This is a genomic window from Sphingobacterium litopenaei (assembly GCF_014692495.1).
Lineage (GTDB): Bacteria > Bacteroidota > Bacteroidia > Sphingobacteriales > Sphingobacteriaceae > Sphingobacterium > Sphingobacterium litopenaei.
Genome location: NZ_JACOIJ010000002.1, coordinates 94,432 through 113,949, shown reverse-complemented (window position 1 = coordinate 113,949; position 19,518 = coordinate 94,432). Strand labels below are relative to the sequence as shown.

The window sequence follows — 19,518 nt, the reverse complement described above, 5'->3', positions numbered from 1 at the left end:
AAGAGAGCATTAGTAATCCTGACAAGTCAGGATTACTACACTATTATAAAAGCCTCAAAAACTCATATCCATGCAAGAAAACAAAGAGGTACCTATAAAACAAGATTCGCTAGATACAGGCTCGTACGAAATCATTCGCAAACGCCTATTGACACAACGCGATAATTTGTCCAAGCGTGTAGGAGCGCTCAATTCAGCGCGTAAAGAAGTTTTTAATTCTACAAGCTTTGTGTTGAAAGCCAATCAACGCATTACCACCGAAAACAACTGTGTGGCGCGTGGCATTATAGCACTTGACAACATTTGTATTTTCGGATATAACGTACATTTTGGTCTTCGTACCGAGATTAAATTGGAGGATGTTTTTAGTATATATAAGTTTGAAGACAACCACTTCATTCCACAATCGCTAGAACTAATCAACGATTCTAATTTCGTTACCGATTACCAAAATCTTTATAAATACTACCGAGATTCTATCTTTTCAAAATTCCGCAGAACAGAAAATTATCTTTACATGATTTTCCAAACGTCTAAAAATGCGGAAGACAGAAAAGCTTTCAAGTGGCTAATTAAAGGGGATAAACTTATTTATCAAGACGACAGAAGCATTCATGAAGTTAAATTGCCGCTGCAGCATGAGTTTTCGTGGACCAAAACCACTTTAGAAGATCGCCGTTTAGGGAAATTTCCGCATATATCCATTTTAGACAAAGTCTTTATTGAAGCTTTACACGGGGATATCACCTTCAAAATAGAAGATAACACAGATTCTGGCAAAGGAATTTATGCGGAAAAAGTAGCTAATACCGACCAACAATTGGATGATGCAGATTACTATTATGCTGATTTAGGGAATTTGATTGCCGTACGCATTAAGCCATATCAAGAAGAATTTAGGGCCTATATTTTCAATCAACGTACTAAAGAGGTTGTTAACCTCAAATCGTTGAATGAGTCGGCTATTTTGCTGCCTGACAATCAAGGTGTCATCTTTTCGAATGGATATTATCTTCAAAATGGAACTTACAAAGTTTTTGATAATACCTTCGAAAATGTAAGTTTCCTACGCAGAATAGCTTCGCCAAATGGCGAAGATTTCTTTTATATCTTTACGCAATCGGAAAGTAACACCTACATTCTGATGTCGTACAACATCATCCAGCAAACGGTAGAAACACCTATTATATGTAACGGTTTTACGGTATTTGATGATGGCTCGCTGATTTATTTCCGTACGGAAGCCGAGGCTACACGTCATCATCAGGTACAAATATGGCAAACGCCATATATGATTGTGCTACAGGAAAATTTGGAGCGTAGAGACGACCCTTTATACAAAGTCGGCAACAAGCAGATTGTACAAGCGATGGCTGAAGTACAAGAAGTCGTGCAATTAGTCAATAAGGAAGATAGTTACGAAGGTTTGTATGAGGATATTCTTCGTAAAACGAATGGGATTTTAGATAGCTACTTTTGGATTCATGATGCCGCTTTAAAAAATTTAGGCGAGCCCCTAAGACAGATTGCGGAAGTGGCTAACACTGCGATTGATGAATTCGTGAAAGTACAAGCTTTGCGCAAACATGCGCTTGATGTAGTAGCAAAAACCCACCAAAAGTTAGATCAACTGGTCTTTAATATTAACAGTACCACTGTTGAAAAGCTGGATCAATTGGTTCATCAATTGGCGGATTCGCGCAAACTCCAGGGCGAAATCATAGACCTGAAAAATGTAAAATACACGGAAGATGCACAAATAGCGCTACTTTCGGAACAAATAGAAAAGATTTCTTCCGACCTGTCAGAAAAGACAGTTGCTTTCCTTTTGAAGGATGAAGCACTACTACCCTATGAGCAACGTGTCATTGAGCAAAAGAAAAATGTTGAGGAAATTACCAAAGCTTTTGATGCAAAAGAAGTTGAAACAAACAATACAGCCATTTCTTCCGAACTGGAATTGTTGATTGATATTCTAAACAGCTTAAAAATCGATGATGTCACACAGACGACCAAAATCATTGAGAAAATATCGTTGATATTTTCATCACTGAATGAAGTTCGTGCACAACTGACGCGCAAATTAAGCTCGCTAAGAAGCAAAGAAGCTATTGCAGAATTTTCGGCACAATTGACTTTGCTCGAGCAATCCGTTACAAACTATTTAGAACTTTCGACTTCTGCTGATAAGGTTGATGAATATTATACCAAAATCGTCGCTCAACTGGAAGAGTTGGATAGCAAGTTTTCTGAATTTGATGATTTTGCATTAAAAATTGCCGATAAACGTGATGAAATCATCAAAGCATTCAATGGGCGTCGCGAACAAATTGTTGAGCAACTCAACAAAAGAAGTTCTTCTTTAGAGCAAATCGGTCTTCGAGTACTGAAAAACATTGAAAATAAATCCAAAACTTTCAATTCGCGTGAAGAGATTTTGAGTTTCTATGCTTCGGATTTGATGATTGATAAGATTCGCGAACTTATAAGCGAATTGAAAACATTACAGGATGTTTCGAAAGCCGAAAATCTAGAAAACTTACTTAAAAAATCACAAGAAGATGCCTTGCGGATTCTACGAGACAAAACTGAACTTTATGTCGATGGCGATAACATTATAGCGCTTGGAAAGCATAAATTTACGGTTAACAAGCAACCGCTGAGTTTGACCTTATTACGACGCAATGAGGATTTATATTATCATCTGACAGGCACAAGCTTTTATCAAAAAGTCAAAAATCAAGATATTCTGACTTATCAGGATATTTGGGAGCAAGAGCTTGTGTCGGAGAATAAAGTGGTGTATAGAGCTGAATATTTAGCTTATAAAACATTTTTGGCTTCGCAAAACCAAGATTCTTTTGATTCGGAAAGCTTTATTACACAAATTGTTGAGCAAAATTATTCAGAGAATTACATAAAAGGTGTACACAACTTTGATGCGCTACAAATTTATCAAGGTATCAAAAGTATGGATGATAAGATGGAACTTTTGCGGTATGCACCGAAGGTACGTGCTGCAGCACATCTTTTCTGGTTTACTTTAGCCCCTGTGACTAGACAGAAACTAGAGGCTTTGATTCATTCTACATCGAATGTGTTGAAAGCATTCCCTAAAAGTAACCGCTATCAAAGCACGGTAGAAGAAATTTCAAGCATCTTCCAAACTTGGGATAATATTGTGGATAATGTGGGGATTGTCGCGAAAAATGTCGCTACATATATTTTTAAAGCGATTTCACAATATAGGCAAATGGTTTTAAGCGAAAGTGCGGACCATTTGAAACAAGATTTCCAACGTGCCCTAGAAAATAGAAAGACTTACAAATCCTTTCATGATGATTTGGAGAGTGAATTTTTCAGTGTAGCAGATAAATATTACCTGACCCTAAATTGGTTACACGCGTTTATAGATGAAGATCCTCAATATAAAACACACAGACAGTATGTAGAAGAAGCTGCAGTAGAATTATTGTTCCCTAAAGAAAGCTACCATCTTCATTTTGCACATGACACAGTTTCGTTAGAAGGTCTAAAAGGAAATCATGCTGTTTTAGAAGATGGAAAAATCACAATTCATTATCATGATTTTATTCAAAAATTACAGTCTTTCGTGGAGAATGATGTACTTAGATTTAATGGTTTTGCTGCACTAAAAGAGCAATTGGTAAAATCGTATGAGAAAGAATTGAAAATTCAGGAGTTTGAACCCAAGGTGCTCACATCTTTTGTTCGCAATAAGCTTATCAACGAGGTGTATTTTCCGCTAATTGGAAACAATTTAGCCAAACAATTGGGTGCTGCTGGGGACACCAAACGCACAGCTCGAATGGGCATGTTGCTTCTAATTTCTCCTCCAGGATATGGTAAGACGACATTGATGGAATATTTAGCTAAAACGATGGGTTTACATTTTGTAAAAGTTAATGGTCCAACGATAGGACATTCGATTACATCTATTGACCCTATCGAAGCAAAAACTTCCGGCGAACGCGAGGAATTAAAAAAAATCAATCTGGCTTTTAAGATGGCGGACAATGTGATGCTTTATCTTGATGATATTCAGCATTTAAATCCTGAATTTTTACAAAAATTCATTTCATTAGCTGATGGACAACGCAAGATTGATGGTATTTTTGAGGGAGAAAGCAAAACCTATGATTTACGTGGTAAACGTTTTTGCATTGTGATGGCAGGAAATCCTTATACAGAATCGGGTTCTAAGTTTCAAATTCCAGATATGTTGGCGAACCGTGCTGATGTGTATAATTTGGGTGATGTGATTGGCGATACAGAGCATTTGTTTAACCTCAGTCTTATTGAAAATGCCGCTATTGAAAATCCACATCTCGAAAAGATAGCGAGCAAATCATTTAAGGATTTCTATGCACTGATAAACTTTGTTCAACAAGAAACAGAACAATTACCTGACTTAGAAGGTAATTATTTGAAGCAGGATATTGACAATTTCGTAGCGGTACTGAAGCATGTATTGAAAATTCGGGATGTGGTAATCAAAGTCAACAAAAACTATATTCAATCCGCAGCGATGCAAGACTCCTATCGTACAGAACCTCCATTCAAAATGCAAGGTTCGTACCGTAACATGAGTAAATTGGTTACGCAAATCGTTCCGATGATGAATGATAAGGAAATTGATGATGTGGTGCGTGCGCATTACGAAAGTGAATCGCAAACTTTGACTGCTGACACGGAAAGCAATTTATTGAAATTAAAAGAATTAGCAGGCTTAATTACACCCGAAGAGCAAAAACGTTGGGAAGATATCAAAACTATTTTCCTTAAAAACAACAAACATGGCGGTCTTGGTAAAGACGATAAAGTCTTTGCACAACTTTTAGAATTTAACGAAAACTTAGAAGGAATTATTAAGGCAATAAAAGGAAATAAATAATTTGAGATTTTGATAATTTGAAGATTTGGAAATAACTTAATACAAAACTGATATGATGAAAAAAATTTTATTACTAGCCACATTTCTTTTGGCCGTATGCGCCATAAGTTTTGCGCAAGACAAACCCTTAACTGGTGTTTGGGAATTAAAGAAAACAAAAGATGGTCAAGGAAATATACATGATATGACCTTCGGAGCCTACAAACTCTTCTCAGATGACGGAAAGTTCTCCAATATGCGCGTGACCGAGCAAGGTGCTTTATTTACACATGACGGCCTTTTTAAAATAGATGATAAAGGTAACTATGCAGAAAGTGTATTTAATCATATTACAAGCACCTATCTTGATGAAATTCAATTGAAGTATAAGCTGTCTGAAGATGGAAATACGCTTACTATAGAAGGAGAATTAAAACTGGGTAATGATAGCCCCTATAATCTTTATGAAGAATGGAAGAAAGTAAAGGTTGGTGAGTTTTAGTTTTAATCATAACAAACGCCCAATTATGAAAATTGGGCGTTTTAAATTCTACCTTTGACTAACCTTCCTTTTATCCACAAGAATACGGTCTATCTTAGTACCTTCTTTGAAATCAGCAATACTCAATTCATTCTTATTTCTCGAGAGACTAATCTTTTCCCAATCGCCTTTATAATCTTCTATATCCAAAATAAATTGTATCGTTGGATAAGTGGCAATTTTGACTTGCATAGCATTTGGGTCTTCCTCTATCCAACCAATATCAAATTGTAATTTACCTAATTTACTTTCCAATTCTTTAAGCGTTGTTCCCACACATATCCCCTATTTGGTTTTAAATAAATCAGAATATATAAAGATATACTTAATCTTATCTTTCCAATACCACGCTTTACAATTATCGGACGATGTATAAAAGACATTTGAATTATCCTAATATTTAGTTTCGGATTCATCATCGTCAAATTGCGCACAGCCAATAGTCAACATTCCATCTTCAATAAATTCTCCTGCCTCATCCATTTTCAATCCCAAAACATAACCACCATCACAATAAGCGTCTACACATATACTATAGCCTTGTGTATAGATATAGGTATATTTTTCTGTTGCAATACTTTGCCAAGGCTCGCCTATATTGAAATAGCCGACAGCATTTTCAGTGATAAGGTATTTAGTTGTTTCAGTAATAACCGCAGATATACTGTCCTGAGATTCGTCTGTCTGAGCTTTTTGAGAAGAAGTTTTTCGTTGTTCGCAACTAATGAGTGCAAAGAATATAAAGGCATTTAGTAAGAATCTCATAATTAAGTATTAGTAGTATCTTAAATTTAAACAACTAATACTTAATTACACAGTTATTTGGAAATTATTTCATTTGTTGCAATACTTCTGCAACAACAAAATTAGAACCGCCGACAAAGATCAAATCACCAGGTAAATATGCGGACTTTGCCTCATTTAAAGCTTGGATAACGGAGCCACAAACTCTTCCTGATAAGCCATAACCTTTTGCTTTTTCTGCTAATTCTTCAGCTTCCATAGCACGTGGCATGTCAGGGTTAGAAAAATAATAAATAGCATCTTTCGGTAGATAAGGAAGCATATGATCCAAATCTTTATCCTTCATCGCACCGATAACGATATGAAGTTTATTGTAAGAAACTTCATTCAGGTTTTTGATAACTTCTTTAATACCGTCTTCGTTGTGTCCAGTATCGCAGATAATCAAAGGATCTGTACTTAATGTTTGCCAACGGCCTTGGAACCCCGTTAGCTTTTGTACGTTAGCAAGGGCATAAATTAATTGCTCATCCGAAATAGCAAACCCTTTTTGACGGATTTGGTCTACAACGGCCAATACCCCAGCAATATTTTTTACTTGATAAGAGCCTGTTAAATCCAAATCATACACTTTAGTTTCCCATTCTTTAGAGATTCCAATACGCTGCATTAAAGCATCCTTTTCTAATCGATTGGCTTTGATTTTTTGATCCGCAAAAATAATCGGAGCTTTTTCCAAGTTAGCTTTTGCGATGAATACCGGAGCTGTTATTTCGTGGGACTCAGAAATTACAACTGGAATATGCGGTTTTATAATACCTGCCTTCTCTCCTGCTATTTCTTCTAAGGTGTCGCCTAACAAATTCATATGATCCATACCGATATTGGTAATCAGACACACTTCTGGTGATATAACATTGGTACTGTCTAATCTTCCTCCTAAGCCTACTTCAATAATAGCAATATCTACTTGCTCCTTGGCGAAGTAATCAAAAGCCATTACTACCGTAGCTTCGAAGAAAGAAGGTTGTACATCTTCGATTAAATCTTGGTTGTTATTAACATAATCTACAACAAATTGCTCAGATATCTGCGCTCCATTAATACGGATACGCTCGCGAAAATCCACTAAATGTGGAGAAGTATATAAGCCAGTTTTGTAACCAGCATTGGCCAAAATCGCAGCAAGCATATGCGAAGAAGAACCTTTGCCATTTGTGCCAGCTACGTGGATGCTTTTAAATTTATGTTGTGGATTATCAAAAGCTTCACAGAGTGCCAATGTATTATCCAAATCCTTCTTGAATGCCGAAGCACCATCACGTGTAAACATAGGTAATCGACTATATAAATAATCGATTACCTCTGTATAAGTATGCATAAAACTTAAATTATCTAACTTTGAAATTAATGGTTACGTGTACCACACGTCTCTCTGGAGCATTTGGAACGGTATTGAATTTTGCTTTACGCAATTCTCTTTCCAACATGCTATAAACGGTAGGTGAGGAATAGGTTGTTCCTTTAACCCCTGGACGAACACTAATAATATTACCATTTCTGTCCACCGTCAATTCGCATACGACAACACCTGAGAATTGGCTTTTGTCGTCGATATTAGGCCTTACAGCCCAATGTCTACTTGTCAAGGATATTGGAGTATCACCAAAGCCCGATCCACCTTCTCCATAATTGGATGCTAAAGGATCACCTAAAGCCGAACCTTGGTTTCCAGGACCGCCTCCTTCTCCATCACCAGCACCTTGACCATTATTCTTTTTGCCTTTATAAAGGGCATTGGTATTGACTGTTGGGGTGCTATTTTTAACTTCTTTAGTCGTTTCAGGAGCTGGATTTTTTACAGCCTTTTCTGTTTTGGTTACAGCGGGAGCATCTTCCATATCCTGAGTAGCCACCGCTTTATCCGATGTTTGTTGCGAAGGTGTAGGAGTAGGTGTTTCGGTAGGCACGACACGATCAGGTCGGACATTATTTGCATTTTCATCCATTGAAGGCTCTTCAATGCTCATATAATCATCGCCCATACCCACATCTGAGGTACCATAATTTACCACAATCCCACCCATTCCATACTCTGGAATGCCAGGTTGTCCAAAGACTATAAAATAGCCAATAGCAAACAAAAGTGCCATCACAATAGACGAATAGCCTAGTGCCTTGGGTAAATTATTCTCTTCTTTTATATGATAATACATTTTCTTAAATTAAAAAAGTCAAAATTAAATAGTCAAAAACTTAGACTCAATGACTTTCAAATTGTCAAATGATCAATTTTCTAATCCTTCTTTGGCTCGGTAGCAAGCACCAATTTAATCTTCAAACGGTTTGCCACATCCATCACCGAAATAACATTTTGGATCGGAACAGTACTATCCGCATAAAGCATAATCGTTACTTCCTCGCCAGGGTTCATTTGCGCCTGTAATATTTGTTCCAACGCTTCGTAAGGAACTGTTTGCTTATCTACATGGTACGCCAAATCCGCAGTAATAGAAACTGTAACTGTTTTCTTTGCTACAGATTGTTCTCCAGCACTAGATTTGGGTAATAACAACTTCACCACTTGAGGATTGGCCACCGCAGATGCCAACAGGAAGAATAACATCAGGAAAAACATGATATCATTCAACGCAGCTGTATGCACTTCTGCAGTAGGTTTGCCTCTTCTATTTCTTATATTCATGGTCTATCCAATTATAAGTCCTTGATTAAACCCCTGGTTCGTCTAATAAATCGATAAACTCAACCGCTTCTGTTTCCATCTTAAGGATCAAACGCTCCACCATCATATTCAAAATGTGATAACCAATGTATGCCAAGATACCAATAGTCAAACCTGAAGCTGAAGCAATCATTTTTACGTAAAGACCTCCAGATACCGAACCGATATCGATACCACCGGCAGCTTCCACATCACGGAAGATTTGGATTACTCCAAAGATCGTACCCACGAAACCAAGCATCGGCGCTATACCTGCGATGATACCTAATACGTTGATATTTTTTTCTAATCGAGAAACCTCTAATTTACCTGCATTTTCAATAGCACCTTCAATATCTTTGATAGGGCGTCCTACGCGTGTCAAACCTTTTTGCAACATACGCGCTAACGCCGAATTGCTAGAGCGACATACTGCAATAGCAGAATCCAATTTACCAGACAATACATTGCTTTTGATCTGAGCCATTAAGTTACCATCTGATTTGGAAGCATTGCGAATAGTAATGTAACGCTCAATAAAAATCACTAATCCGATGAAAAATAAAACAACAATTGGAATCATAATCCAACCACCCTTCATCAATAATTCGATTAGGTTTTGATCCTGTACTGGAGCAGCAATAGCAACGGATTGATTTACAACCGAATTTGCACTATCTAATAACGCTGTGTCTTGAATGAATGACATAATATCTAAAAATATTTATTTATTGGTTTCTATTTACTTAACTATAATACTGCTGGCCATGCATCAGCTTTTACATTTTTTTGTACATAACGCAATGCTGAATCACGCAACTCTTTTGTTGGGTATGTATCCCAAATTACTTTTTTACGATTTTTTTCCAAATTGGAAGGTAATGCACGTACATGCTTGAATCCCTTCTTTTGGTACTCAGCAGCTTCTGCTTCTGCTTGTTCATATTTAGGATGTGTTCCTACCACAATAGTATACTTATGCAAAGCAGGCTCATCAACAGTTGCAGTTGGAACCTGTTGAACCGTCGATGCCAACGAATCCGAAGAGTTTAAAGCAGAAGAATCCACAGCTGCCATTGCATTAGAATCCACACTATAACTTGTAGTATCTTCTACAAAATCTGTTGAATCCATGGCGCTTAAGAGCTGATCAACATTATCCAATTTTTTGGAAAGAATACTGTAATAATAAATTCCGCCCATGGCAATCAACGCCACTATAGCAATCAGCGCATAGACTACTGCGTTACTTCGCTTTGGAGTTTCCTCAAAATATTCTAACGGCTCTTCTCTATGCTGTTGGAAAGAATTAACTGGAGCATTTTCTATAGGTGTCTGTTCTTCTGCTGAAGTTTGCGCATCAATTAATTCTGAAACCACGGTTTCTTCTACTGGAGACGAAGGTTCTGCTACAGGAATAGAAGGAACAATATTTGGTATTTCTTCCTGAACTTCCTCTTGGGTATTCTCCATTATCTTTTGATAAGGATCTTCAATTGGAACAAACTGAAAACCACTTAAATCCAATGGTTTGAAAATAAAAGAATGTCCATAAGAAACCAAATAGCCTAATTCGTCCAAAGTAGCTTGCCCATCCGTATGGATCGCATCAATTAGTTTGTCTACTTCCTGTTGAACAATTCTTTCTGCTTCTAGTTTCTCAACCTGATTACTTTGTTGAACATACAACGCAAAATCATAACCTTCTTGCGAATCATGTTCAAATTCGATATAACTCAATGGAGGTAAGACAACATTACGCTTTGCATCATAAGACGCTGCAGTGCGGATACGTCTAAACGTACCTAAGCCTAAGACAAACACTGACGAATGTCTTTTGAGCAAAGAATGAACTTGTCTTCCTAGAATCATCTAATTAAACTAAAAATATGTGTTGCAAAGTTATAATTCTATTTGTTAAAATGAAAAATTAACCCCACCTATCACGTTGAAACCCAATCTTGGATAATATAAGTAGCGTTCATACTCCTTATTGAAAATATTATTCGCTTTAATAAATATACCCAAATTAGACATCGCTTTGTACTCAGCACCAGCACTTAAATCAAAAAATTCGGGTACTGACACTTTATGATAGTTATTTTTCACAGATGAAAATGATGATAAATCATAATCGTAAGTAGCTGCCCATGTCGAACCATGGAATAACGCTTCAGCATCAATATACAATTTTTCTGAGATATTAAAGCGTGCATTAGCTGCCAAACGTAATTTTGGTGTATGCCATGCTTCCTCTTGAGTCGCCATAGTATACCCATCAATGTTCAAACGACCGCCTAAATTAACCAATTGGGATAAGCGAACATTGATTTCACCTTCAATTCCAAAATATTTGGCTTTACTATCTTCATTACCATCATACACCAAATCAAAACGGAATGGTGCATCTTCGTTGTTCAAAAATAATGGTAATCCTTCAATTGATTTGTAGATAACTTTCGCTTTGTAGCCAAATGTCGCACCTGCGTTTCCTTTGATACCACCAAAAATATGCAATCTATCCACTTGATTTTGGAAATTTTGATTTGGACCCAAATAAGGATTCAATTGCGTAAACTGCTTATATGAAGCTTTTTGAACACCACCATTCAATCCACCAAACAAGTGAATATAGCCAGGTACTAAGGAGAAATCGACTTCCGCTGCTGGAAATATATTAAATCTACTTTCGTCCCCAAATTCCGACACAATATTTCCGCCCAAAGTCAATGTATAGTTATCACCCTTAAAACTGATATAAGGATTGATGGTCGCTACAGAATTTTTGAACTTATCTAAATTAGCACCTACACCACCGATAGTATTGTAATCTAAAGCCACATTAGCACCAATATTGAAGGTACGTACGCGCTTATTTAAATAACCCGAAATAGCGATTGAGTTTTCACTACCATCGAACTTATCTTTATACGTATAAGCATCTAATTTCGCTGAATACGAAACTGCTTCTTCATTATTGGGATCAAAATTACTTGTTAACTCGCCCGTGAAATATATATCATTAAAAGCTTGTGCTTCTTTTGCTGGATTAATTGAAATACCATTTATATCTGCTGGAATTCCATAGAAACGTGTCGCATAACGATTGTAACCTAAAGTTCCGTCTACGGTAAAACCATCCAAGATACGGCGACCAAAAATTCCAACCTCTTGTCTAGAGAATTTTTGCTCTTCTAAAGAACCTTTTTGATTCAGATGCTTCACAAAAGCACCAAATCGAAGATTTTCATACTCTTCATTTGCTACATATGCTTCACCCAAGATTGTTCCTAAATTCCCAATACCTAATTTCACATAATTCGATGTGATATCCTGAGCTTTTGTAAAAGGTAATTCTTGAACAGTTAATTCTTTCAGACCTGTATTGATATCCAACTTTTTATCGGGCACATTACCATAAGTAAGTTTTGGCATATATGCACGTTTGTTAGTCATATCCGGACTACGACGAATCTTAACTGCATCAGCAAGAATAGGTTTGTAATCACGGACTACATCAAATGAATCTATCGTTACTGGTCTTTCGGGATCAACTTGTGCGGAGACTTGTTGCCCTACCCCTAATAACAATGCTACAATAGCATAATTCTTAAATACTGTTTTATGCAATTTCATCTTATTTCCTATTTCTTGTTATTTCAATTTTTGTAAACGTTCCTTCGCTGTTTTAAGAATGTCATCGGTCTTATTTTCATAATTCTCGATTACACTTTCCAATGTTGCTTTCGCTTGGAACTTATCACCTTTTCCTACATACGCATCTGACATTAAAATAAAGCCCTTCGCTACCCAATAGTCGTAAGAAGAGAATGTATTTGAAATATCAAAAGCTGATTCAATAGCTTTGTCGTATTGTTTTGCTTTCAACTGTTGTTCAGCTACTAAATAACGTGCTTCAGCACCAGTTTCTGTTTTTGATTTCAATGCCGCTAAGTTTAATTCTTTAGTCGCATCAGCAGTCTTGTTTTGGCTAGTATATGCTTTTGCAGCATATAAATGTGCTAAAGCAATATCTTCTTCCGAAGCTTTTTCATAACCTTTTAAGATGTTAGCGTAGTTCAATGTTTCTACAGGATCACCAATATTATAGTAAGAGATCAATAAGTTTTTAATCGCAAAACCATAATTTTCTTTGTATTCCGAAGTCAACTCTAGTTTTTTCAACACTTGAACAGCTTCGTTATATGCTTTATTACGCAAGTGTAATTTAGAAACACTAATTAGCGTCTTTTCTGTATAAGCCGAAGTCCAGTCATTCATGATGATATTGAAATCATGCAAAGCCTCCTTATCTTGTTTCAACTGCGCATAACTTTCACCACGGATATAGCGTGCGAACTTCTCGTTTATTGGTTTAGGAAACTTATCAAAATAAGCATTTACTGCTTCTACAGCACCTTGCCAGTTACCACGTTCGAACAAATTACGTGCTACACCAAATGTGTGGGCATCTTGCTCCGCTTGAGAAAGATTACCAATATTCGTCCCTGTCGCATAACGAATATAACCAGAAGCATCACCTTTATCTAGGTAGATGTTTTCAATCGAACGAATCGCTTGTTTAGCTTCGTCTGTTGTAGCATATTGACTTACTACTCTTTCGAAAGTCTGGCGTGCAGCATCTGTATTATCTTGGTTATATTGCACCAAACCTATTGTCAACAAGGCACGTGGAACGTACGAACTGCGCGGATATTTTTCCACCATGGATTGCAAACCACTGATAGCTTGATCATAATTCCCCATTAAGAAATAAGTGTAAGGAATTTCGAACGCTACGTCATCTGCGTAATTTGATTTTGGATATTTTGCGATTACAGAATTCAACGTAGCAATCTTCGCGTCGTTGTTTCCTTGTAATCCTTGGATAATTCCGCGTTGGAATAAAGCGTAATCCTGACTTTGGGCATTTGAACTAATCAAACGGTCATAGTAAGACATAGCTTTACCGTAATTTTTCGTAGCAAAATAAGAATCTGCCAGACGCGCAATAGCGTCATTTTTTGTATTCAATTCAATACCGTCTTTGCCACCGCCTGATAAAAAGCGCTCAAAGTAATTCGCTGAAGTATTGTAATTGTCATTACGAAAAGCCGCATACGCTAATGCGTAATTTGCATAGTGATAAACATCTGTTTTACGTGCGGCAGGCAATTGCAGGAATTTATTAAAGTTCGCTACAGCTTCTTTGTATTTGCGAACTTCGTACATTGCTTCTGCTTTCCAATACACAGCTAAAGCGTAGATTTCTTCGTCATAACGGTTCGCTTCCGAACGCATGAACATGGAAATACCATTTTCAAAGGCGCGCTCGTTATAGAACTCCAAACCACGGTAATATGTCACTTTTTGATAAGCCGCTTTCGCTTCTTTAGAAGTCAATGGAAAAGATTCCAAGACATCTACTGCATTACGGTAATTTTTAGTACTTAGTAATACTTCTGCTAATAAAGTTTTAGCTTCTTCATTACGCCTATTGTTTTTGTAGGTATCCAAATATTCTTGGACCGCATCCAAAGCAACCTGGTGGAATTCCAATTCATAAGAAAGTTTCGCATAGTTGAACAAACCTTCTTCTTTCAATTGTGGATCAAAATCCAATTTTGAAGCTTTGAAGAACGCATTACGTGCACTTTGTTTATTTCCTGTCTTGATAAATGAATCACCCAATGTTATCATCGCACTTTGATAATATTCATCCGGATCAGTCATTTTTTCCAATTCGGTGATTGCTTTTTTATAGTCGCCTAATTTGTAAGCGATGTAACCGATTTGGTAACTATCTTGGTTATTTTGAGTTTTACCTTGATCTTGCGCCTGGAATTTATCGTAGTATTGTTTTGATTTTGCTAAATCACCTTTTATAAAATACGTCGCACCTATAATACGGAACATCTCTGTTTCGAACTCTTGCTTTGTATTTTGCAAAATTGGCAGCGCATAACTCAATACATCATCGTAGCGTTTGTCCAGGAAGTACAACGCTGTGATGTAATAAGGGTAGGTGGACTCAAAAGTTTTAGAACCATTCAAGCGCTCAAATTCATTCAAAGCTGTCTTGTACTCCGCATCCAAATAGCACAAGTAGGCATAGTAGTAAATAGAAGCTTCTTGATAAATACTATTTTCGTCTTTTAACTTTTCGAATAAGGGTTTCGCGGATTTATAGTCATTCGTCATAAACTGCGCATAACCCAGTTTAAAACGGTATTCTATATTTTCCGCTCCAGCTAGATTTTTACTTTCGATTTTAGTAAACCATTCTATCGCTTTAGGATAATCCTTCTTTGCATAGTACGAACGACCGATTTGAAAATAAGCCGCTTTGGAGTTTGCACTTGCTGGATAATCTTTAATGTATTTCAGAAAACGACCTTCAGCATCCGAATCCCCCAATTCCAGTGCACATACCGCCTGATAAAAACGTACACCTTCTTTGATTAAAGTTAATTCTTCGGTTTCATCCAATTGCAAAGTCGATTTCGTACGTAATTCCTCTACTTTATCAAATTGCTTTGCTGCTGAACTGAACTTACCACGTTCGTATAACTCCAATCCCGTTTTATATGCTCTGTTAATATCTTGCCAAGCTGTTTGTTGACCAAATACGGGAACAGACATTAAGCTCAATGCAACACCTAATCCGTAAATTTTCTTGTACATAATGGTGTATTTTCTTTATCTAAATTTCTAAAAAAATCATCCCAAAATAGCCACCCACGTAGTGTGATGTAGATACTATTCTTCAGTCTACTAAATTAGTAGTTAAGAATCAAGTTTTCCTCAAAAGTTGTTAACATCTGTTAGTAAACACCTTTTATAACGCTAATTTTACGATTAAGTCGGATTACATAAGAATATTTAACATTTTTTCACATTAGATAAGTTTATTTCAAGAGGTTGCATTTTATTAAAACTTTGAAGGATTTTGTGTGTTTCAATATAAAACCGTAATTTTTCATTGCTTTTTAAACAAGCAAATACACATACATACCTTACATGACGCAGACCAAACAAGAGTTAATAGTCTTATTTGAACAGTCTACTTATAAAGAAATTGATGGATTGGACTTCTTAATTGAACTCGTAAATATCTATCGCAAAAACAGACACTCTTTATTGGTAGAAATTAATGATTTGTTGGAATTATTGCAATCCACGCCCTCATACAAAACAATATTAATTACCAAAATAGATGCATTAAACTTCCAGACCAGAGACTTCGATCAAATTATTTCGGATGTCGGCATCATCAATTACAATGATTTTTTGTACGAAGTCAAAAGAAGGCTAATTGCTAAAATAATTCCTCACCAAGCTCCTGCTGAATCTCTAGAATTCGTACTGAACCAAATATTCTATTCTAGAACAGATTCAGATTGGATTATGCGCATACCAGACGAACAATTGATTCGTCTCTTTGAAATGGTTGAAGGAAAAAGTATTTACGAATTAGAACAAAACAATCATCCTATTTCGGAAATATTGTACGGGTTGGAAGTTTTGACACAGCGTGTTTCGGGACGGGCAATGGAAACCGAAGTCAGCAAGATGAATCCGGAATACCGGAATTTTGATAATCCATTTATTGGACTACTTCAAGAAATGGATGCTATTATCCAATATATTCGTACGCAAAATCATCCTTATCTGGTTAGTTCGGACATTAATTACAAACAGTTGATAGTGCTATTAAGTCAGTGCGAAAAGTATATCGATGATGCTTTTGATAATTCCCATAAACTAGGGATTTCGATGAAAGTGAATCAATCTTTACTCCGATTGCGTCAGCAATTGGCTCGGATCCGCGAGACACTTCCTTATTTGGTATTAGACGAGCCTAATGAAGGCGTAGAACAGACGATTTCACTAATAAAGAAGCTTATATGTATAAATACAAACAAAACGAACGTGCGTAGGCTTATCAATGAAAGTACACAATCCATAGCCTACGAAATCACACAACATACCGCACAGACGGGTGAACATTATATAACAACTTCCAAGAAAGAATACACGAAAATGTTTTGGTCTGCCTGTGGTGGTGGATGTATTGTAGCTATACTATGTGTCATAAAAGTACTATTGGCTAAGGTGGACACCAGTATCTTTGGACATGCAGTTTTATATAGTCTAAACTACGCATTAGGCTTCACCGCAATTTATTTATTAGGCTGTACACTAGCTACCAAGCAGCCCGCTATGACTGCTTCGGCATTAGTCAGCGCTTTGGAACGCAAGACTGAAAGTAAAGAAGAACGAAACTACAAGTATTGGTCTTTCGCGCATTTCTTTTCCCAAATTTTTCGTTCGCAATTTATAGCTTTTGTGGGTAATGTGTTTTTAGCCTTTCCAATAGCATGGCTACTAATAAAAGGAATTGATCTGCTTTTTCACTTCAATATAGCTTCTGCCAAATGGCGTACTCTTATCACAAATTTGGACCCTATTGATTCCCCTTCCATAGCGCACGCTGCTATTGCAGGTGTTTTCTTATTCTTATCTGGGATTATTGCGGGAAGTGTAGCCAATCGGGATAAGCATCATTCTCTCTATTATAGAATTGAGCAACACCCAATTCTCAAGAAAGTATTTGGAAAAGAAAAAACGAAACGATTTGCAGATTGGTACAAAAAGAAATGGGCTGGTGTTATTTCTAACGTATGGTTTGGGGTATTTATGGGCATGACAGGCTCTATTGGGATATTTTTAGGACTAAACATTGACATACGCCACATTACTTTTGCTAGTGGAAATCTAGCCTTAGGCATTTACGGAAGTGAATTACGCGCACCAACAGATATGATTATCTGGGGTGTAGTAGGAATAGGTGTAATTGGTTTTGTAAACTTTATAGTCAGTTTTACACTTAGCTTAATTCTGGCATTTCGTGCACGGAAAATGAAATTTTATGAATTGATATTAGTCGGGAAAGCCGTATGGGCATTGTTTCTTTTGAGTCCTATGCAATTCTTCTTTCCACCAAGAAAAGAAGTCTAAAAAAAGAGAGGTTAAAACCTTAACCTCTCTTTCCTGCTAGCAAGTATAAAACTGCCATGCGTACCGCAACCCCATTTTCAACTTGGTCGAGAATAATCGAATGTTGACTATCTGCTACATCCGAAGTAATTTCGACACCTCTATTGATTGGTCCTGGGTGCATAATTGTAATTTCTTTATCCAGAGAATCCAAGATTTCTTTGTTTAATCCATATAACATGGAGTACTCACGTAATGATGGGAAATACGCAATATCCTGACGCTCTAATTGGATACGCAACATATTCGCCACATCACACCAATTCAACGCTTTCATTAAGTCATGTTCTACTTTTACACCTAATGAAGTGATATATTTAGGAATCAATGTAGTCGGACCACAAACCATCACCTCAGCACCTTGCTTTTGTAAACACAAAATGTTTGATAAGGCTACACGTGAATGCAAAATATCCCCGATGATAGCCACTTTACGTCCTGCTACATCACCATATTTCTCACGAATAGAAAAAGAATCCAGCAATGCTTGTGTAGGATGCTCATGTGCACCATCACCAGCATTAACGATTTGCGCATCTACATGTTTACTCAAAAACACACCTGCTCCAGCGTAAGGGTGACGCATTACAATCATATCCACTTTCATGGCTAAGATGTTGTTGACTGTGTCGATTAGAGTCTCTCCTTTACTCACTGAGGAAGAAGACGCTGCAAAGTTGATGGTGTCTGCTGAAAGACGTTTTTCTGCTAATTCGAAAGATAGACGTGTACGTGTGGAGTTTTCGAAGAATACATTAGCAATAGTAATATCTCTTAACGAAGGAACTTTTTTGATCGGACGATTCAGGACATCCTTAAAATTTGCTGCTGTATCTAAAATTAATTGAATATCATGCTCAGTTAGGTCTTTGATGCCTAATAAGTGGCATGTACTTAACTGTTCTGTTGTTGTTGGCATTTTATTAGTATTTTTCGCTGAAAAAATTATTTCTTGTCCGTAATCAGTACGATACTATCCTCCTTATCTACTTCTTCCCAACTCACGATTACTTTTTGAGAGTCAATTGAATCTACTTGGATTCCGATATAATCAGGCTGAATAGGTATCTGTCTGGAGAATCTACGGTCTACTAAACACAAAAGTTCAATGCGATTGGAACGACCAAAAGCTTGGATAGCGTCCATTGCCGAACGAATAGTACGACCAGTCCAAAGCACATCATCGACAAAAATCACATTCTTACCTTCCACAATAAAATCAATCTGCGTACTGTTGGCAAGTAAAGGGGAATTTCCTTTAAGTCGGAAATCGTCGCGGAAGAATGTAATATCCAACACACCTGTATCTACGTCTTTGCCCAACATCTCTTTCAATTCTTTCGCTATACGATTAGCTAAAAAAATACCACGCGGCTGAATACCGATAATTGCTGAATTCGAGAAATCTCCGTGATTTTCAATCAATTGTTGACACAATCTTTTGATTGTAATTTGAAACTTAGGACCGTCTAATAAAATCGATTGTTTCATTATAGGATTATTTGGACAAAAATAGGCTTTTTTATTCAGAGTTGGAATAAAAAATAGAAAGTATAC

The 19,518-nt window shown here is 36.8% G+C and carries 14 protein-coding genes; 3 read left to right on the top strand and 11 right to left on the bottom strand.

Features of this window, described 5'->3' with window-relative positions:
• Positions 1-70 precede the first annotated feature (70 nt).
• Together H8B04_RS01655 and H8B04_RS01650 are read left to right on the top strand one after the other, a co-directional pair.
• The gene (locus tag H8B04_RS01655) at positions 71-4,915 is read left to right on the top strand and encodes a DNA repair ATPase (RefSeq protein ID WP_190301247.1); all 4,845 of its coding nucleotides are present in this window, start codon (positions 71-73) and stop codon (positions 4,913-4,915) included.
• A gap of 52 nt (positions 4,916-4,967) precedes the next feature.
• Positions 4,968-5,396 carry a DUF4488 domain-containing protein gene (locus tag H8B04_RS01650; RefSeq protein ID WP_165290002.1) on the top strand — a complete coding sequence of 143 codons (429 nt, stop codon included), beginning with the start codon at positions 4,968-4,970 and terminating at the stop codon, positions 5,394-5,396.
• Positions 5,397-5,444: 48 nt separating this feature from the next.
• On the opposite strand, the gene H8B04_RS01645 is transcribed toward H8B04_RS01650, so the two are convergent.
• The 9 genes from H8B04_RS01645 to H8B04_RS01605 form a co-directional block, all read right to left on the bottom strand.
• On the bottom strand, positions 5,445-5,711 hold the full coding sequence (locus tag H8B04_RS01645) for a hypothetical protein (protein WP_165290001.1): 267 nt from the start codon (positions 5,709-5,711) through the stop codon (positions 5,445-5,447).
• Between the two features lie 117 nt (positions 5,712-5,828).
• Positions 5,829-6,200, bottom strand: coding sequence for a hypothetical protein (locus H8B04_RS01640; RefSeq protein ID WP_190301246.1), 372 nt, complete (start codon positions 6,198-6,200; stop codon positions 5,829-5,831).
• 64 nt (positions 6,201-6,264) lie between these two features.
• Positions 6,265-7,560, bottom strand: a complete 1,296-nt coding sequence (locus H8B04_RS01635) for a bifunctional folylpolyglutamate synthase/dihydrofolate synthase (RefSeq protein ID WP_190301245.1) — start codon at positions 7,558-7,560, stop codon at positions 6,265-6,267.
• Positions 7,561-7,570: 10 nt separating this feature from the next.
• Entirely contained in the window at positions 7,571-8,395 is an 825-nt protein-coding gene (locus tag H8B04_RS01630; protein ID WP_165289998.1) for an energy transducer TonB family protein, read from the bottom strand.
• A gap of 80 nt (positions 8,396-8,475) precedes the next feature.
• Positions 8,476-8,883, bottom strand: coding sequence for an ExbD/TolR family protein (locus H8B04_RS01625; RefSeq protein ID WP_190301244.1), 408 nt, complete (start codon positions 8,881-8,883; stop codon positions 8,476-8,478).
• Positions 8,884-8,908: 25 nt separating this feature from the next.
• The gene (locus H8B04_RS01620) at positions 8,909-9,610 is read right to left on the bottom strand and encodes a MotA/TolQ/ExbB proton channel family protein (RefSeq protein ID WP_165289996.1); all 702 of its coding nucleotides are present in this window, start codon (positions 9,608-9,610) and stop codon (positions 8,909-8,911) included.
• Between the two features lie 41 nt (positions 9,611-9,651).
• Positions 9,652-10,773, bottom strand: a complete 1,122-nt coding sequence (locus H8B04_RS01615; protein ID WP_165289995.1) for a hypothetical protein — start codon at positions 10,771-10,773, stop codon at positions 9,652-9,654.
• A 45-nt stretch (positions 10,774-10,818) separates the two neighbouring features.
• The gene (locus tag H8B04_RS01610; protein WP_165289994.1) at positions 10,819-12,537 is read right to left on the bottom strand and encodes a porin family protein; all 1,719 of its coding nucleotides are present in this window, start codon (positions 12,535-12,537) and stop codon (positions 10,819-10,821) included.
• Positions 12,538-12,555: 18 nt separating this feature from the next.
• Positions 12,556-15,585, bottom strand: a complete 3,030-nt coding sequence (locus H8B04_RS01605; protein WP_165289993.1) for a tetratricopeptide repeat protein — start codon at positions 15,583-15,585, stop codon at positions 12,556-12,558.
• Positions 15,586-15,921: 336 nt separating this feature from the next.
• Here H8B04_RS01605 and H8B04_RS01600 point away from each other — a divergent pair, with 336 nt between their 5' ends.
• Positions 15,922-17,922, top strand: coding sequence for a recombinase (locus H8B04_RS01600; protein ID WP_190301243.1), 2,001 nt, complete (start codon positions 15,922-15,924; stop codon positions 17,920-17,922).
• 19 nt (positions 17,923-17,941) lie between these two features.
• Here the strand turns inward: H8B04_RS01600 and H8B04_RS01595 are convergent, their stop codons facing one another.
• Together H8B04_RS01595 and pyrR are read right to left on the bottom strand one after the other, a co-directional pair.
• Positions 17,942-18,880: an aspartate carbamoyltransferase catalytic subunit gene (locus tag H8B04_RS01595; protein WP_165289991.1), complete on the bottom strand. Its 939-nt coding sequence runs from the start codon at positions 18,878-18,880 to the stop codon at positions 17,942-17,944.
• A gap of 26 nt (positions 18,881-18,906) precedes the next feature.
• The gene (gene pyrR / locus H8B04_RS01590; protein WP_190301242.1) at positions 18,907-19,452 is read right to left on the bottom strand and encodes a bifunctional pyr operon transcriptional regulator/uracil phosphoribosyltransferase PyrR; all 546 of its coding nucleotides are present in this window, start codon (positions 19,450-19,452) and stop codon (positions 18,907-18,909) included.
• Between the last annotated feature and the right edge of the window lie 66 nt (positions 19,453-19,518).

Coding starts and splice junctions, on each gene's coding strand:
- H8B04_RS01620 (WP_165289996.1), bottom strand. CDS start 9,610: ATGTCATTCATTCAAGACACAGCGTTATTAGATAGTGCAAATTCGGTT.
- H8B04_RS01635 (WP_190301245.1), bottom strand. CDS start 7,560: ATGCATACTTATACAGAGGTAATCGATTATTTATATAGTCGATTACCT.
- H8B04_RS01625 (WP_190301244.1), bottom strand. CDS start 8,883: ATGAATATAAGAAATAGAAGAGGCAAACCTACTGCAGAAGTGCATACA.
- pyrR (WP_190301242.1), bottom strand. CDS start 19,452: ATGAAACAATCGATTTTATTAGACGGTCCTAAGTTTCAAATTACAATC.
- H8B04_RS01615 (WP_165289995.1), bottom strand. CDS start 10,773: ATGATTCTAGGAAGACAAGTTCATTCTTTGCTCAAAAGACATTCGTCA.
- H8B04_RS01605 (WP_165289993.1), bottom strand. CDS start 15,585: ATGTACAAGAAAATTTACGGATTAGGTGTTGCATTGAGCTTAATGTCT.
- H8B04_RS01610 (WP_165289994.1), bottom strand. CDS start 12,537: ATGAAATTGCATAAAACAGTATTTAAGAATTATGCTATTGTAGCATTG.
- H8B04_RS01655 (WP_190301247.1), top strand. CDS start 71: ATGCAAGAAAACAAAGAGGTACCTATAAAACAAGATTCGCTAGATACA.
- H8B04_RS01640 (WP_190301246.1), bottom strand. CDS start 6,200: ATGAGATTCTTACTAAATGCCTTTATATTCTTTGCACTCATTAGTTGC.
- H8B04_RS01650 (WP_165290002.1), top strand. CDS start 4,968: ATGATGAAAAAAATTTTATTACTAGCCACATTTCTTTTGGCCGTATGC.
- H8B04_RS01595 (WP_165289991.1), bottom strand. CDS start 18,880: ATGCCAACAACAACAGAACAGTTAAGTACATGCCACTTATTAGGCATC.
- H8B04_RS01600 (WP_190301243.1), top strand. CDS start 15,922: ATGACGCAGACCAAACAAGAGTTAATAGTCTTATTTGAACAGTCTACT.
- H8B04_RS01630 (WP_165289998.1), bottom strand. CDS start 8,395: ATGTATTATCATATAAAAGAAGAGAATAATTTACCCAAGGCACTAGGC.